16 protein-coding genes are annotated in these 15,860 nt (G+C 61.2%); 8 read left to right on the forward strand and 8 right to left on the reverse strand.

Annotated elements, in window-relative coordinates; genetic code table 11:
* Nucleotides 1-6: 6 nt before the first annotated feature.
* The 3 genes from A6U98_RS29645 (at nucleotide 7) to A6U98_RS29655 (ending at nucleotide 4,997) form a co-directional block, all read left to right on the forward strand.
* Nucleotides 7-1,377 carry an LLM class flavin-dependent oxidoreductase gene (locus A6U98_RS29645; protein WP_064654496.1) on the forward strand — a complete coding sequence of 457 codons (1,371 nt, stop codon included), beginning with the start codon at nucleotides 7-9 and terminating at the stop codon, nucleotides 1,375-1,377.
* A 59-nt stretch (nucleotides 1,378-1,436) separates the two neighbouring features.
* Entirely contained in the window at nucleotides 1,437-2,507 is a 1,071-nt protein-coding gene (locus A6U98_RS29650; RefSeq protein ID WP_064654497.1) for an LLM class flavin-dependent oxidoreductase, read from the forward strand.
* 528 nt (nucleotides 2,508-3,035) lie between these two features.
* A complete protein-coding gene (locus A6U98_RS29655; protein WP_064654498.1) occupies nucleotides 3,036-4,997 on the forward strand; it encodes a methyl-accepting chemotaxis protein in 1,962 nt (653 codons plus the stop codon).
* A 90-nt stretch (nucleotides 4,998-5,087) separates the two neighbouring features.
* Here A6U98_RS29655 and mctP read toward each other — a convergent pair whose 3' ends face one another.
* From mctP to A6U98_RS29680, 5 genes are all read right to left on the reverse strand, one after another.
* The gene (gene mctP / locus A6U98_RS29660; protein ID WP_064654499.1) at nucleotides 5,088-6,563 is read right to left on the reverse strand and encodes a sodium:solute symporter family monocarboxylate transporter; all 1,476 of its coding nucleotides are present in this window, start codon (nucleotides 6,561-6,563) and stop codon (nucleotides 5,088-5,090) included.
* Nucleotides 6,553-6,750 carry a DUF3311 domain-containing protein gene (locus tag A6U98_RS29665; RefSeq protein WP_064654500.1) on the reverse strand — a complete coding sequence of 66 codons (198 nt, stop codon included), beginning with the start codon at nucleotides 6,748-6,750 and terminating at the stop codon, nucleotides 6,553-6,555. Before A6U98_RS29665 ends, mctP begins: the two co-directional genes overlap by 11 nt.
* 271 nt (nucleotides 6,751-7,021) lie before the next feature.
* The gene (mctR, locus tag A6U98_RS29670) at nucleotides 7,022-7,666 is read right to left on the reverse strand and encodes a two-component system response regulator MctR (RefSeq protein WP_064654501.1); all 645 of its coding nucleotides are present in this window, start codon (nucleotides 7,664-7,666) and stop codon (nucleotides 7,022-7,024) included.
* Complete coding sequence (gene mctS / locus A6U98_RS29675; protein ID WP_064654502.1) at nucleotides 7,663-9,048, reverse strand: sensor histidine kinase MctS; 1,386 nt, start codon at nucleotides 9,046-9,048, stop codon at nucleotides 7,663-7,665. Before mctS ends, mctR begins: the two co-directional genes overlap by 4 nt.
* 121 nt (nucleotides 9,049-9,169) lie before the next feature.
* Entirely contained in the window at nucleotides 9,170-9,634 is a 465-nt protein-coding gene (locus tag A6U98_RS29680; RefSeq protein ID WP_003555489.1) for an Lrp/AsnC family transcriptional regulator, read from the reverse strand.
* Between the two features lie 163 nt (nucleotides 9,635-9,797).
* Between A6U98_RS29680 and A6U98_RS29685 the strand changes: the two genes are divergently transcribed.
* The 5 genes from A6U98_RS29685 to A6U98_RS29705 all read left to right on the forward strand — a co-directional run bounded on the left by A6U98_RS29685 (nucleotide 9,798) and on the right by A6U98_RS29705 (nucleotide 13,867).
* The gene (locus A6U98_RS29685) at nucleotides 9,798-10,577 is read left to right on the forward strand and encodes an ATP-binding cassette domain-containing protein (RefSeq protein ID WP_064654503.1); all 780 of its coding nucleotides are present in this window, start codon (nucleotides 9,798-9,800) and stop codon (nucleotides 10,575-10,577) included.
* Nucleotides 10,578-10,624: 47 nt separating this feature from the next.
* Nucleotides 10,625-11,398: a transporter substrate-binding domain-containing protein gene (locus tag A6U98_RS29690; RefSeq protein ID WP_064654504.1), complete on the forward strand. Its 774-nt coding sequence runs from the start codon at nucleotides 10,625-10,627 to the stop codon at nucleotides 11,396-11,398.
* A gap of 12 nt (nucleotides 11,399-11,410) precedes the next feature.
* Nucleotides 11,411-12,136, forward strand: a complete 726-nt coding sequence (locus A6U98_RS29695; RefSeq protein WP_017992548.1) for an ABC transporter permease subunit — start codon at nucleotides 11,411-11,413, stop codon at nucleotides 12,134-12,136.
* A 12-nt stretch (nucleotides 12,137-12,148) separates the two neighbouring features.
* Nucleotides 12,149-12,838, forward strand: coding sequence for an ABC transporter permease (locus tag A6U98_RS29700; protein ID WP_064654505.1), 690 nt, complete (start codon nucleotides 12,149-12,151; stop codon nucleotides 12,836-12,838).
* Between the two features lie 120 nt (nucleotides 12,839-12,958).
* Nucleotides 12,959-13,867 (forward strand): homocysteine S-methyltransferase family protein, encoded by a 909-nt coding sequence (locus tag A6U98_RS29705; protein WP_064654506.1) that lies wholly within the window; start codon nucleotides 12,959-12,961, stop codon nucleotides 13,865-13,867.
* 21 nt (nucleotides 13,868-13,888) lie between these two features.
* Here the strand turns inward: A6U98_RS29705 and A6U98_RS36960 are convergent, their stop codons facing one another.
* The 3 genes from A6U98_RS36960 to A6U98_RS29715 are packed head-to-tail and all read right to left on the reverse strand — an operon-like array spanning nucleotide 13,889 to nucleotide 15,827.
* On the reverse strand, nucleotides 13,889-14,026 hold the full coding sequence (locus tag A6U98_RS36960; protein ID WP_156667906.1) for a hypothetical protein: 138 nt from the start codon (nucleotides 14,024-14,026) through the stop codon (nucleotides 13,889-13,891).
* 37 nt (nucleotides 14,027-14,063) lie between these two features.
* A complete protein-coding gene (locus A6U98_RS29710) occupies nucleotides 14,064-14,834 on the reverse strand; it encodes an ABC transporter ATP-binding protein (RefSeq protein ID WP_027667366.1) in 771 nt (256 codons plus the stop codon).
* A gap of 9 nt (nucleotides 14,835-14,843) precedes the next feature.
* Nucleotides 14,844-15,827, reverse strand: coding sequence for an ABC transporter substrate-binding protein (locus A6U98_RS29715; RefSeq protein WP_064654581.1), 984 nt, complete (start codon nucleotides 15,825-15,827; stop codon nucleotides 14,844-14,846).
* Nucleotides 15,828-15,860: the final 33 nt, after the last annotated feature.

The raw sequence follows: 15,860 nt of genomic DNA on the forward strand, positions 1-15,860 counted from the left end.
AAGCCAATGAGCACATCGAAAAGGCAAATGCGGCTTGGCGCATTCATCATGGCGACCGGCCATCATATCGCCGCCTGGCGTCATCCGGAGGCGCAGGCCGATGCCGGCCTCAATATCGATCATTACCGCGAGCTCGCGCAGACCGCCGAACGCGGCAAATTCGATCTCGTCTTTGTCGCCGACAGTCCGGCTGGATGGGACCGCGCCAAGGACCCGGAAGCGCTTCGCCGCACCGCACAGGGCGCGCATTTCGAGCCCCTGACCCTCTGGGCCGCCCTCTCCCAGGTGACCAAACATATCGGCTTCGTCGCCACCGCATCGACGACCTACGAGGACCCTTACCTTCTCGCCCGCAGGTTCGCGTCGCTAGACTATATCTCCAAGGGTCGTGCGGCATGGAACGTCGTCACGACAGGTGCGGATGTTTCGAAGAATTTCTCAATCGCAGGCCATCCCGCCCATGCCGATCGTTATGAGCGGGCCGAGGAATTCGTCGACCTGGTGAAGGGCTTGTGGGATTCCTACGAGGACGATGCCTTCATTCGCGACAAGGAAAGCGGGGTCTATCTCGATCCCGACAAGGTGCATCTCGTCGATCACAAGGGCAAATTCTTCTCGGTGGCCGGTCCGCTTAACGTCGGCCGTCCGGTTCAGGGCTATCCTGTCATCGTGCAGGCCGGCGCATCCGAACCGGGGCGCGAACTTGCCGCCCGCACGGCCGAGATGATCTTTACCGCCAACCAGACCTTCGAGGATGCGCAGGAATTCTATTCCGACGTCAAAGGGCGGCTGGCCCGCTATGGACGCCGGCCGGACGAACTGCTGATCAGTCCCGGCATATTCCCTGTTCTCGGCGGGACGGAAGCGGAAGCCCAGGCGAACTACGACCATATCCAATCGCTGGTTCATCCCTCCATCGCCTGGAATATCCTTGCCCGCCACTACAAGGGCGTCGACCTTTCCGGCTACTCGCTGGATGATCCTGCCCCTCCCCTGCCAGAAAATACCGAACTCAACAAAAGCCGCCTCAAGCTGGTTTCCGACCTGGTATCGCGCAACAATCTGACGCTGCGCCAATTCTATCTGGCGGTCGCCACCGCTCGCGGCCACCGGACGGTGGTCGGAACACCCGAGCAGATCGCCGATGCGATGCAGACTTGGTTCGAGAACGGCGCTGCCGACGCCTTCAATATCATGCCGCCGATTCTGCCCACCGCTCTGACCGACTTCGTCGATCAGGTCGTCCCGATCCTGCGCAAGCGCGGCCTGTTCCGGCACGAATATGAAGGCACGACGCTGCGGGAGAATCTTGGCCTCCAACGCCCGCCAAATGGCTTTGTGGTTCAGGCGGAGCAGCAGGTGCAGGCGGCCGTATGATCTCTTGAGGGGGGCCCCGGGTTTCCTTGTTTCAATCACAGACAGAACCGCAGCATCGCATGAGCAATAATTCCGAATTTCTCTGGTATATTCCGAACGACATTAAAGCCGGACATCGCGGCGATTCCGCCGTCGAGAACCACAATAGCCTCGATACGCTGACCAGCCACGCAAGGGCGCTGGAGGAGCATGGCTGGAAGGGCGCGCTCATCGGCACCGGTTGGGGCCGCCCCGACACGTTTACCGTCGCGGCCTCGCTCGCCGCCCGGACGACCACCTTTGAACCGCTCATTGCGATCCGCCCAGGCTATTGGCGACCAGCGAACTTCGCTTCCGCGGCGGCGACGCTGGACCACCTGACGGGCGGCAGGGTGCGGATCAACATCGTGTCGGGCAAGGACAATCTGGCTGCCTACGGCGACAGCGAGGGCGATCAGGCGAATCGCTACGGCCGTACCAAGGAGTTCATGCGGCTGGTCCGCAGACTGTGGATCGAGGACAATGTCACTTCGGCGGGTGAGCACTTCCGGGTTGCCGACTCTACCGTGGTGCCGCGCATCCAGGTCCGCGGCGAGCGTCGGCATCCGAAATTCTATTTTGGCGGTGCCTCGGAAGCGGCAGAGCGCGTGGCCGCGACCGAGGCCGATGTCCAGCTCTTCTGGGGCGAGCCGCTCGACGGTGTCCGCGAACGGATCGCGCGGCTCAAGGCGCTGAGCAGGGAGCTGGACCGCGACCTCCCGCCGCTGGAATTCGGCCTGCGGATAACGACGCTGGTCAGGGATACCACCGAACAGGCCTGGACCGACGCCGAGGCAAAGGTCGCCGAGATGGCCAGAAGCAAGGGTACCGGCTGGCACGATCACCAGCGCGTGCTCGCCGTCGGCCAGCAGCGGCTGCTCGAGCTGCATGAGCGCGGCGACGTCCTCGACGACAACCTCTATACCGCGCCGGGCAAGTTCGGTGGCGGTGGTGCCGGCACCACCTGGCTGGTCGGTTCGGCGGCGGATGTCGCCCGCTCGCTGCGGAAATACCAGGATCTCGGCATCACCCACTTCGTGCTCTCCGACACGCCGTATCTCTCCGAGATCAAGCGGCAGGGCGATCAGCTTCTTCCGCTGCTACGCGGCTGAAGCCGGAAGCGCCGACGCTCCGGCACCACAGCTGCAATTCATGCCGTTGCAGAGACCTTTCAGCAAATCACCACCCGATGCCAGGACCGCATCGCGTAGGCGCAGGCAAGCCGCAGAGCCTTGTTGCGCAGGGGAGTCCGAGGATTTCGCAACCATCGGGAGAGCGCTCCTCAAATAGTCCGTCCGAAAAGCGCAAATGCTATCCAGATATGGCGATATAGCATGCTCCGTCGGCTCCGTTTACACTCTCTAAAATATATTCCTCTAATTTTTTTTAGATATCGGGACGACGTTCTTGAGGACCGTCACCTCCGCCATGATGGCGGGCCAGGTGCCCGAATTTCGCATGAAATCGGCTTTTATTGCTTTGACGGATGTTCCGTATCTCAAGCGCGATTCCGGGCACAGGGGTGCCTGTCGGAATGCACTCGGAGACATACCGAGGCTCGGCATTCGAACGAGATATGACAAGCAATCCTGGCTGCGAGACATCCTTCCAACAAACCTCACCGCGAGGGGAGAGTGCATATGAAGAATATCATGAGTTTCGGGGTTGTAGCGCGCTTGGCGCTTGGCTTCAGCGTTCTCCTTTTGCTGATGGTCGGCTTGACCATCTATTCGACGGAAAAAGTTGCGCAGATCAACGATAAGCTTGGAACCATCAACGACGTCAACAGCGTGAAGCAGCGGTTTGCCATCAACTATCGCGGCAGCGTGCATGATCGGGCGATTGCCATCCGCGACGTCACTCTGGTGACGTCTGCCGATGAACGGAAGGCCGCCGAGGCATTGATCGAAAAGCTGGCAGCGTCTTACGCCGAGAATGAAAAGCGCATGGCGGATATGGTTGCATCTCCGGCAGGTGCGACGGAACAGGAAAAGACCATTCTCGGCGAGATTGCAGACATCCAGGCGAAAACCAATCCTTTGGTCGCCCAGATCATTGCGCTGCAGGAGAAGGGCGACGGCGAGGCCGCCCGCAAGATCCTGCTTGAACAGGCGCGGCCGGCCTTCGTTGCCTGGCTTGGCGCCATCAACAAATTCATCGACTATCAGGAAGCGCTGAACAAATCGATTGGCGGCGAGGTTCGCAGCACGGCAAGCGGCTTCAAGCCATTGGCCCTGACCGCACTTGGCATTGCGGCTGTTCTTTCACTGGTTGCCGCCGGTGTGACGGCACGCACGATCGTCGGCCCGCTGACAAAACTTCAGCTTTCGCTGAAAGCGATGGCGGACGGCAATCTTAACGGCGATCGCCGCCTCGAAGCCCGGGGCGACGAGATCGGCAAGCTCGCACGAGCCGTGGCCGGGCTGCGGGACGCAATTTCGGCAAAGGCCGAACGGGAAGCTGACGCGGAGGCCAAGAGAGCCGTGTCGGAGCGGCATCGGCTCGAGCAGGATGCAGATGAACGCCGCACCCTTGCCGAGCAGACGGACCAAGCCGTCGGTCAGCTTGGCGATGCATTGCAGGCGCTGGCTGACGGCGACCTCACGCAGCAGATCGGCACTCCGTTCATTCCGTCTCTGGAAAAGCTCAGAGCCGACTTCAATTCTGCGGTCGAAAAGCTCCGTGCCGCCATGCAGAAGGTTGCCCAGAACGCGAGCGCCATCGCGGGCGGTGCACAGGAGATCCGCTCTGCCTCGGACGATCTCGCCAAGCGGACCGAACAGCAGGCAGCCTCCGTCGAGGAAACCGCCGCTGCCCTGGAAGAGATCACGACCACCGTTGCCGACTCGAGCAACAAGGCTCAGGAAGCCGGCCAGCTCGTTCGCAAGACGAAGGACAGTGCGGAGCGCTCGGGCAGCGTCGTTCGGGATGCGGTCGATGCCATGGGCAAGATCGAATCCTCCGCCACCGAAATCGGCAGCATCATCGGCGTCATCGATGAGATCGCGTTCCAGACCAATCTGCTGGCGCTCAATGCCGGAGTCGAAGCCGCCCGCGCCGGTGAGGCAGGCAAGGGCTTTGCCGTCGTCGCTCAGGAAGTGCGCGAGCTGGCGCAACGTTCCGCCAAGGCGGCAAAAGAAATCAAGGAACTGATCAACGCTTCGAATGGCCACGTGAAAAGCGGTGTGGCCCTGGTTGGCGAGACCGGAAAGGCGCTGAAGGAGATTGCCGAGCAGGTACAGCAGGTCGACGGCAATGTGGGGGCCATCGTCGGCGCTTCGCAAGAGCAGGCGACGGGGCTGAAAGAGATCAATACCGCCGTCAACAGGATGGATCAGGGCACACAGCAGAACGCCGCCATGGTGGAAGAAGCCACAGCGGCGGCCCACAACCTCGCCAAGGAAGCCGACGCGTTGTTCCAGTTGCTGGGCCAGTTCAACATTGGCGGAGCGGTGGCACCGAAGCGCATATCGCAGCCCGCTGCCGCGGCGCCATATGCTCAACCGGCGCCCTCGCCGGCGCGTCAGATGATTGCCAAAGTGGGCAAGTCGTTCCAGACGAACGGGAGTGCGGCATTGGCCGGCGATTGGGAGGAGTTTTAAGTCGCCCTGACATCCCTCCAGTCTGTGCTGGAACACCAAAGCAGCATAATTTTGCGAAGGGCAGCGTTTGCTGCCCTTCGCATTTGAATCTTATGCCCGAGCCGGAGCCTTGACTGGAAGCAGGGCATTGACAACAACCGCAACGCCTATGTTTGCCGCAAGCGCCAGCAGTCCCGTGTAGACGGTGAAGGGTTCGCCGCCGAGGCTGATCAGATGCAGAGGCTTCCAACCGGCATCCCAGACGAGGAAAGTACCGCCGCCGAAACCGACGAACCAGCCGGCAAGCAGACCGGGCGCACGGAACCAGTTGGTATAGAGGCCGAAGACTAGGGCCGGAAGCGTCTGCAGGATCCAGATGCCGCCGAGCAGCTGCAGGTCGAGTGCGAACTGCGTCGGCAGGAAGATGATGACAAGAAGCGCACCGATCTTCACCACGAGCGACGTGATCTTTGCAACCTTGGCCTCACCCGCATCGCTGACGTCAGGATCGACATAGGCTTTCCAGAAATTGCGGGTGAAGAGATTGGCGGCGCCGATGCTCATCACCGCTGCCGGCACCAGCGCGCCGATGGCGATCGCCGCGAAGGCGAAGCCGGAGAACCAGCCCGAAAACAGCGTCTTGAACAGCGTCGGAACAACGTCATTGGCGCTGTCGAGCTTCAGGTTGGCGGCATGCCCCATATAGCCGAGCAGCGCCAGCAGGCCGAGCAGCAGCGTATAGGCGGGCAGCATGATCGCATTCTTGCGGATCGTCTTGCCGCTGTTGGAGGCAAAGATGCCGGTCAGCGTATGCGGATACATGAAAGCCGCGAGCGCCGAACCCAAAGCGAGCGTGGCATAGGCGACATACTGGTTGCCACCGAGCAGCAGGTTGCCGGAACCCTTGGCCTGGAAGGCCGCATCGGCCGAGGCGAAGACATTGGCGTAGCCTCCGAGCTTCGACGGGATCAGTGCGACGGCCGCGATCACGACGATATAGATCATGATGTCCTTGACGAAGGCGATCAGCGCCGGGGCGCGCAGGCCCGCGGAATAGGTGTAGAGCGCCAGCACGATGAAGGCGATCGCCAGCGGCAGTTCGCCATGCAGGCCGAGCGCCTTGAGGACCGCCGTCATGCCGACGAGCTGGAGGGCGATGTAGGGCATGGTGGCGATGACGCCCGTTGCCGCCACGGCGAGTTCGAGACCGCGCGATCCGTATTGACCGTGGACGACGTCGGCAGCCGTCACATAGCCGAATTCCTTGGCGCGTTTCCACAGCACCGGCATAACCATGAAGACGAAGGGATAGACGACGATAGTGTATGGCAGCGCGAAAAAGCCGTAGGCTCCCACGGTATAGACCAGCGCCGGGACGGCAATTACGGTGTAGGCGGTATAGAAATCGCCGCCGACGAGGAACCAGGTGATCCAGGTGCCGAAGTTGCGTCCGCCGAGGCCCCATTCGTCTATACTCGCCAGCGTTTCCGGCTTTCGCCAACGAGAGGCGACGAAGCCCATGACGGTGACGAGAACGAAGAAGAACAGGAAGACGGCGAGCGCCGTGCCGTTGATGTCAGTCGTCATGGTGGGTGCTCCGATAGGCGATCCAGGTCAGCGCTGCGGTGATCGGCACCCAGAGAAGCTGATACCAATAGAAGAAGGGAAAGCCGAAAAGAGATGGCTCGCGGACATTGTAAAATGGCGGCCAGAGCAGACCTAGATAGGGAATGACAAGCAGCCAGAGCGCTGCCTTGCTACGTGGTTTTTCCATGTCGGGATACCTTTCAGGCACCGCGTCCGCGGTCGCCATGTTCCAGTTGTCGGCGTGGAAGGCAGGTCTGTCAGCCGGCGGCCGCGGCAGGCCCGGCTCGGGTCGCTTGAGGTTTTCCGACCGATCGGAAGCTGATGTAACGCATGTGAATTCCTCCCAACGGCTCGCACTTGGCCAGCCGTGGATGGAGTCCTATGACGCCGGTTTTAAGCTCGCAAGATCGAGGCGGCGGTGAAATGCCGAGGCCTACCCAGAAGTGGGTAGACGCGATTTATCCGACTTTCGAGACGATGCCGTGATCGAGCGCATAGCGGATGAGGCCCGCGGTGGTGGTGATACCGAGCTTCTTCTTGAGGTTCTTGCGATGGGTTTCCGTCGTGGCGGAGGTTATCCCGAGCACGTCGGCGATCTCCTTGTTGCTCCTGCCGGCAACGATCAGTCCGAGAATGTCGCGTTCGCGCGGCGTCAGAGGATCGCTGCCCTCCTCTGCGCGTTCGCCCATCAGTGCGTCGAACACGCCGGACGAGAAATATGTTCCCCCGCCCGCCACGGTCTCGATGGCCGAGACGATCTCGTCGGTCGAAACGTCTTTCAGGATGTAGCCGGCAGCGCCATGCATGACCGAGGAGGAAATATACTCGCGGCTGTCATGCATGGAGAGCATCACGACCCGCGCCTGGGGAAGTTCGTTCCTGAACAATTCGATCGCATCGATGCCGCTCAGCTTCGGCATGTTGATGTCCATCAGCACGACCTGCGGCAGGACCTGCCGGCCGATCTCGAGCCCTCCTTGCGCGAGCCCGGCCGTACCGGCAACTTCGATATGGTCGAATGTTTCGAGCACGGCCTTCAACCCGTCCAGCACCAGCGGATGATTGTCGATCAAGAGCACCCTGATTTTCGGGCGTTCCGTCATGCAGCTTCTGCCTGCTGGTCGGCGGGACGATTGGCCGATTTCGGCAGCATCGCCGTCAGCGTCGTGCCGGCCTCGCTGCTGTTGATCAGCAGCAGGCCCCGGAAGTGGGCCATCCGCTCCTGCATGTTGCGCAGGCCGAGACCTGATCTGCCGGAGACGCCGTCGTTGATGCCGTCGAAGCCAGTGCCGTTGTCGGTGACGGTCATGCGGGCGCGGCCGTTGTCGCTCCAGAGCTTGACCGCAAGCTTGGAGGCGCCCGCGTGGCGCTCGACATTGTTGAACGCTTCCTGGGCGACGCGATAAAGGGCGGTATTGGCTTCGGGTTTCAGCGTGTCAGTGAAGCCCGAAGCTTCGATCTTCGTCTCGATCCCCGTCCGCTCGGCAAAATGATAACACAGCGCCTCCAGGGCAGCCGTCAGGCCGAGATCATCGAGCACGCGCGGGCGCAGATCGTGCGACAGCCGCCTGATTTCCTTGATGGCGCCGTTCAGCGCTTCGACACCGCGGTCGATGGTGACAGCCGCATCATCGACATTGGTTCTGACCTTGCGGCCGGCAAGATCCATCGCATAGCGCACGCCGACGAGATTTTGGGAAATGCCGTCATGCAACTCGCGTGCAAGCCGCGCACGCTCTTCTTCCTGCGTATCGATGACCCGCTGTGTTAGCGCCTTGAGCCGGCTGTCGGCCATGCGGCGCTCGTGGAACGTCAGCAGCATGCAGGTCGTGAAAACGACAAGCACCGAAGGCACGGCGATCAGCGCGACGATGATGAAGGTCCGTTTTATGTTGGCGCGCATTCCGGCGTTGGCGGCGGCACTTTGGGCAAAGACGTCGTCCAGGTAAACGCCGGTGCCGACGACCCAGTGCCATTTGTCGAGACTGACGACGAAGGAGAGCTTGTCGGCGATCTGCCCGGTCGATGGCTTCTGCCATTTGTACTGATGCAGACCCCCGCCCGCTCTTGCGGTGGCGATCAGTTCGGCGATGACCTTGTCGCCATCCGGGTCGGTAAGGTCGAGCCAATTGTGCCCATGGCGGAAACTCTGGCGCGGATGGACGATGTTGTTGCCGTCGTAATCGTAGACAAAGAAATATCCGTCCTTGCCATAGTCGAGCGAGGTCAGGATCGCCGCCACCTGCTGCTTGGCGGCTTCGTCGTCGGAACCGGCGTTGTCATAGATCGCCTGGATGGCGGACAGGGCAAGGTTGGTCAGGTTGAGGATCTCGGCTTCCTTGGTCTTCAGCATGTTCTGCTCGAACGTGTCGATGCTGTTCTTGGCGAGGTTTGCCGATTGCCAGGTGATGAAGGTGGTGATCGCAAGGATCGAAATGACGAGCGGAACGATCGCCAATGCGATGATCTGGTGTCGTAACGTCAACGATCATTCCTCCCGAGATTTTGCGCCGGGAATTATGCCCTTTGTCAAATGCGTGTCCAGCGGCTTGTCGGTGCCCGATCTGTCGCAGCCGGAACCAATGCCGGTGGGCATCGCGTGTGCGCTAATCCAGCGGAACGAACAGGCCGAGCTTGACGTCCCGCAACACGACATTCGTGTGCATGCGGCGGATCTGCGGATTGTCAGCCATGATCAGTGCGGCGATATCGTCATAATGCTCGACGTCGCGGGCGGTGACGATTGCGATCAGATCGACCGCACCGGTGACATAATAGACCTGCTGGATATGATCCTGCTTCTCCGCCCAGAGGCGGAACTTCGCCAGTGCGTCGTAATTGTCCCGCTCGATCTCCATCCCGACGATGAACACCATCGCTGTTCCCGTCGCCTTGCGGTCGACGACGGCCACCTCCGCCTTGATGATCCCTTCTTCGCGCAGCCGCTTCAACCGCCTCTGCACGGCCGAGACCGACAGTCCGATCCGTTCGGCGATCGTTTCGGCTTTCAGCTGGCAGTCGCGCTGAACGATATCGAGAATGTCCCGGTCAAAACGATCCAGCTGTTCCATTGTCCAATCCTAGTTCTCGCCGCAACAATTCGCGCATTCTGCCGTACTTGCCGCACGAAGAAGATTATTTTGCATAAAATATGCAGAATAGATGAAAACTGCGCGAAAAAACCGCGTTATTTTATCATTATCCTTTGCAAGCTCAATTCACCCGGAACCATGCATGCCAGATCAACCCTTTCCTGCTCTTCGCGTCGAAGATCTTCATAAAAGCTTCGGCTCGCAAGAGGTTCTCAAGGGTATCTCGACGCAGGCCGCAAAGTCCGATGTGATTTCGATCATCGGCTCGTCGGGCTCCGGCAAAAGCACCTTTCTCAGATGCATCAATTTCCTGGAAACGCCCGATCGTGGCCGCATTGCCGTAAACGGCGAGGAAATCGCGCTGAAGATGGGGCGGGACGGCCGGCTGCAGCCGCGCAGCTGGCGGCAGATCGAACGGATACGGACCGGACTGGGGATGGTATTCCAGAGTTTCAATCTCTGGGCCCATCAGACGGTGCTGGAAAACGTCATCGAGGCGCCGGTGCACGTCATGGGCATTTCGCGGCGCGATGCCATCGAAAAGGCCGAAGCCCTGCTCCACAAGGTCGGGCTCTTCGATAAACGCGACGCCTATCCCGCTTTCCTCTCCGGCGGCCAGCAGCAGCGCGCGGCGATTGCGAGAGCCCTCTGCGTCGATCCTGATGTCATGCTGTTCGACGAACCGACATCGGCGCTCGATCCGGAGCTGGTCGGCGAGGTGCTGAAGGTCATCCGCGATCTCGCGGAAGAAGGCCGGACCATGCTGATCGTCACGCATGAAATGCGCTTCGCCCGCGATGTCTCCAGCCGTGTTCTCTTCCTGCATCAGGGACGGATCGAGGAGGAAGGTCCGCCGGAGCAGATATTCGGGGCGCCCGTCAGCGCCCGCTGCCGGGAATTCACCGGCCTCAGCGCCCACTGATGCACTCCGAGCTCTCATCGACAACACAAACCAGGAGAATCCTGCGTATGAAACTGCTCCCCACGCTTTTTGCCGGCGCCGCACTCGTGCTTTCCGCCGTCACCGCACAGGCCGAAGTCCGCTTCGGCGTCATGAACGAATCCTATCCGCCCTTCTTCGCCAAGGACGCCTCCGGTCAATGGCAGGGATGGGAAATCGACCTGATGAATGCCGTATGCGAAGAGATGAAGGAGAAATGCTCGATCGTCGAGATTTCCTGGGATGGTCTCATTCCGGCTCTCCAGAGCAAGAAGTTCGACGTGATCTGGTCGTCGATGTCGAACACCGCGGAACGCTCGAAGGTGATCGACTTCACCGACAAATATTACAACACCCCGAGCACCTTGATCGGTCCCAAGGACCAGAAGCCGGGCGCCACCGCCGACGACGTGAAGGGCAAGACCATCGGTATCCAGGTGTCGACGATCCAGTCGGAATATTACAAGAAGTACTTTGCCGAGGTTGCGGAGGAAAAGACCTATCAGACGCTCGACGAGGCTTTTCAGGATCTCGCTTCCGGCCGTATCGACTATGTCTTCGGCGATTCACTGGCGCTTGACGCTTTCCTCAAAAGCGATGGCGGCAAGGATTGCTGCGCCAAGATGGGCGACGTTGCCGACGACAAGGAGATTCTCGGCGCTGGCGTTTCGGGCGGCCTGCGCAAGGAAGACACGGAACTGAAAGCCAAGCTGAACACAGCCATCGCCGCCGTCCGTGCCAGTGGCCAATACGACGCCATCAACAAGAAGTACTTCGATTTCGACATCTACGGCGCAAAGTAAGCAACCGGAACGATGGCGACCACGCAACAAGGTATTCTGGACCTGCTGTCTCCCTATCCTCCGGGATGGGGCGGCGTCCTTTTGGCAGGTGCGGTCTCCACCGTCGCCATCTCGGCTTGCGCCTTCGCGATCGGCCTGCTGCTCGGCACGGGCGGCGCGCTTGGAAAGCTTTCGGGCAATCGCATGCTTCGTCTCCTGCTCGATCTCTACACCACGCTGATCCGCGCCGTTCCGGAGCTTATCCTGATCGTCGGGCTCTATTATGCCGGCACCGATGGCCTCAACCGGCTGCTCGCCGCGTTGGAGCTGCCACCGGTCAATGTGAACGGCTTCGTCGCGGCCGTTGCCGTGCTGGGCTTCGTCCAGGGTGCCTACATGACGGAGGTGCTGCGCGGCGCAATCCTAGCCATTCCCGTCGGCCAGATCGAGGCGGCCAAGGCCTTTGGCATGGGGCCGGTGCTGAGGTTCCGCCGGGTCCTGCTGCCGGCGCTCTTGCCGAACGCGCTGCCGGGCCTTGCCAATCTGTGGATGTCGGTCACCAAGGACAGCGCGCTGGTGGCGGTCGTCGGCTACCAGGAACTGGCGCTCGCCACCCGTCTTGCCGGGGCAAGCACCAAGCATTACTTCGTCTTTTTCCTTGCTTCGGCCCTTCTCTATCTCGCCATCACGCTTGTTTCCAACGTCGTCTTCAAACTGATCGAGGGACGGGTACGGCGGGGACAGCCGCGCCTTGCCTGAAGAAAGCGCCCCATGAGTTTCACCTGGATCTTTTCCTACTGGCCGCTGCTTCTGACCGGCGCCTGGCAGACTGTTTGCCTGCTGGTGATCTCGGTGGTGTTCGGCTTCGTCATCGCCATAGGCCTCGCCTTCGCGCAGGTCAGCGGCGGCAGACTGACGCGGCTGCTGGCGCGCAGCTATTGCACCTTCTTTCGCGGCACGCCGCTGCTGATACAGCTGTGGCTTCTCTACTACGGGGTGGGCTCGCTGCTGCCGATGGTCCCCGGCATCCGCCAGAGCCTGTTCTGGCCGATCCTGCGCGAGGGCTTCTTCTTCGCCGCCGTCAGTTTTACCCTGAACTACGCAGCCTATGAGGCAGAGGTGTTGCGCGGCGCGCTGCTTGCCGTTCCCAAGGGCGAGCTCGAAGCCGGCCGGGCCTTCGGCCTGTCGCCCTGGATGCTGACCCGCCGCATCTGGCTGCCGCGCGCCATTCGCATCGCCCTGCCGACGATTGCGGGAGAGATCGTCATGCAGCTCAAGGCGACGCCGCTCGCCTTTACGGTGACGGTGATGGATCTCTACGCCGTGGCAAACAAGGTTCGGCAGGACACGCTGCTCGTCTATGAACCGCTGCTGGTCGTTACCCTCTTCTATCTCGCGCTGACCGCCGTGATCGCCCGCGTCTTTCGAGGTCTCGAAGCGCAGGTGCCGGTTCGCCGCTAGGCTGACCGGAAAAGAGACTGGTCATGAACTCCCGCCCGCACGAACCACGTACATCTCGCCCACTTTACGATGAAAGCCCGGCGCCGCTGACGGCGCGACAGCCTGAATGGAGACTTCTTCATGAACACGACGCGAATTCTCGATGGCGGCATGAGCCGCGAACTGTTGCGGCTGGGCGCCGAGCTGAAACAACCGGAATGGTCGGCATTGGCGCTGATCAATGCGCCGGATATCGTCCGCAGGGTACACCAGGAATTTATCGCCGCCGGTTCTGAGGTCGTTACGACAAACAGCTACGCGCTGGTACCCTTTCATATCGGTGAGGACCGGTTCCAGACGGAAGGGCCGGCGCTGATCCGTCTCGCCGGTCGCCTGGCGCGCGAGGCGGCGGATGCCGTTACCGATCGGAAGGTGCTGGTTGCCGGGTCGCTGCCGCCGATCTTCGGTTCATATGAGCCGCAGAATTTTCAGCCTTCGCGGGTGCAGGACTATCTCGAGGTGCTTGTCGAAAACCTTTCTCCCTTCGTCGATATATGGCTCGGCGAGACGTTGAGCCTGATCGCCGAGGCAGAGGCTGTCCGCAAGGCGGTGGCGACATCAGGCAAGCCGTTCTGGATCTCATTCACATTGGCCGATGACGAGGCAGCCATCAGTGGCGGCGAACCGAAGCTTCGCTCCGGAGAAAAGGTCGAGGATGCGGCATCCTGGGCGGTTTCATCGGGCGCTGAAGCTCTACTGTTCAATTGCAGCAAGCCCGAAGTCATGCAGGCGGCTGTGGAGACGGCGGCGCGCGTCTTCCGAAAGATGGATGCTCACATCGAAATCGGCGTCTATGCCAATGCCTTCGAAGGGGAAACAGGCGACGCAGCCGCCAATGAAGGCCTACACGATACCCGCGCCGATCTGAATGACGACGCCTATTCGCGTTATGCCTGCTCCTGGGCCGAAGCCGGCGCGACCATCATCGGCGGCTGCTGCGGCATTGGCGCCGCCCATATCCATCGCTTGAGGAAGACGCTTTTGGGTTAAAGCGGCACGTCGGGAACTCGGCTATGTCGCAATTGTCATTTCGCGTTTGACGCCGTCACCATCCTTCTGCTGCGCCGCTCGACCCTCACCGAGGAGATCGCGCGTCGCGGTCAGCACATCACCCGCGAATATGGCGTCGACCCGTTCTGTCCCGGGCAAGTGCTTTGCTCTTTGCGGAGGCTCGCGCCTGTAGACGTCAATGCAGTCCGAACAGGTTCAACAGCTCTTCGCGGTGTCGAACGAATTCCGGTGCGCTGCGGTCGCGAGGGCGGGGCAGATCGATTTCGATCAGACGCGGCTCGCCGCCCTTCTCCCGCGGCAGGATCAGGATCCGGTCGGCCAGGTAGATCGCTTCCTCGAGATCGTGGGTGACGAGGATGGTCGTCACATCCTCATCGCGCCAAATCCGTGCGAGCTCCTGCTGCATGCCGATCTTGGTCATCGCGTCGAGCGCGCCGAGCGGTTCGTCGAGCAGCAGGATCTCGGGCTGGACGGCCAGAGCCCGGGCGATGCCGACGCGCTGGGCCATGCCACCGGAGAGCTGCCGGGGATAGGCAGCCTCGAACTGCTGAAGGCCGACGAGCTTGACATAGTGGCGCGCCCGTCCCCTCGCCTGCTCACGCGATAGGCCTCTTGTTTCCAGCCCGAAGGAGACATTGTCGAGCACGGTCAGCCAGGGCAGAAGGCGCGGTTCCTGAAAGATGACGGCACGCTCCGCGCCGACGCCTCGCACCGCCTTGCCATCGACGAGAACCTCTCCCGTGTCGGAATCCTCAAGACCTGCCAGAACTCTGAGCAGGGTCGTCTTGCCCGAGCCGCTGGCGCCGACGATGGCGAGGCTTTCGCCAGAGCGGACGTGGAGGTTGACATCCCTGAGAACCTGTAGAGGTGTCCCGTTCAGCTTGTAGGATTTGGAAAGGTGACGGATCGTCACCTCTCCGCGGCGCGTGTCCTCAGCGATGCTCATCACCATTCCTCAGTTGCTTGCCGGCTTGGCGTCGGCGGTAAAGAGGATGTCTTTCGCCGCCAACTGGCCCTGCTTTAGCTTGCCTTCGCGAACCAGGACGTCGATCCAGAACTGGATGTCGCGCTCGACCGGCAGACCTCCGGCCCGCACGCCGTAGCCGCGGAAATACTGTGCGATATCAGCGTTCTCGCCACGCTCACTGAGGGCCTTGGCCAGGATCTTCTTGGTTTCCTCGGGGTGTTCGCGGGCATAGTCGAGGGCGCGGGCCGACTGCTCGACGAAAATCTTCGAGGCCTCCGGATGCTGACGAATGAAATCGCGGCGCAGGACCACGAAGCCCCCGGCAATGTCTCCAAGCACGTCGGTATCGTCAAAAATCGCGCGCAGACCGCCATTCTTGAGCGCGACCCCCTCGAAGGTCGTCTGCCAATAGCCGAAGGCGGCAATGTCCACCTGCTTGGAGCGCAGCACCTGCTCGAGCTGCGGCCCGGGAACGACGATCTGATTGGCTGCGTCCGTCGGCAGGTCGACGGAATGCAAGGCCTCGCGAATGGTATAATCGAGATGGGCACCGAGCGTATTGACCGCGATGCTCTTGCCGACGATGTCCTTGATGCCCTTGATCGGGCTGTCGTCCAGCACGTAGAAGGTCGACTGCACCTCGTCATTGATGCCGTTCGAGGGATAGGCCGCGACGAAGTCATTGCCGCCGATGATCGAATTCAGGACGGCGGAGGTTGCCGCGCTGCCGATCTCGACATCACCGGATGCGAGAGCGATGAGGGAGGCCGGACCACCCTGGGCATAGCCGACATTTTCCAGCGTGATGCCCGTTCCTTCGAAATAGCCGAGTTCGGCGGCGAGTTCGTGGGCGGCAAGACCGCCCTGGCTGGCGAGGTAGCGCAGCTTCACCGTATCGGTGGCCGCGGCGGGTGTGGCAAGACCGAGAGCGATCACTGCCGGCAGGAGGAGGTGGCGGGGATGGAATGTCATGATGAGACCTTTCGGAAGAGGAAAATCGGGAAA

The sequence above is a fragment of the Rhizobium sp. WYCCWR10014 genome (assembly GCF_001657485.1).
In the GTDB taxonomy this organism is placed as follows: Bacteria; Pseudomonadota; Alphaproteobacteria; order Rhizobiales; family Rhizobiaceae; genus Rhizobium.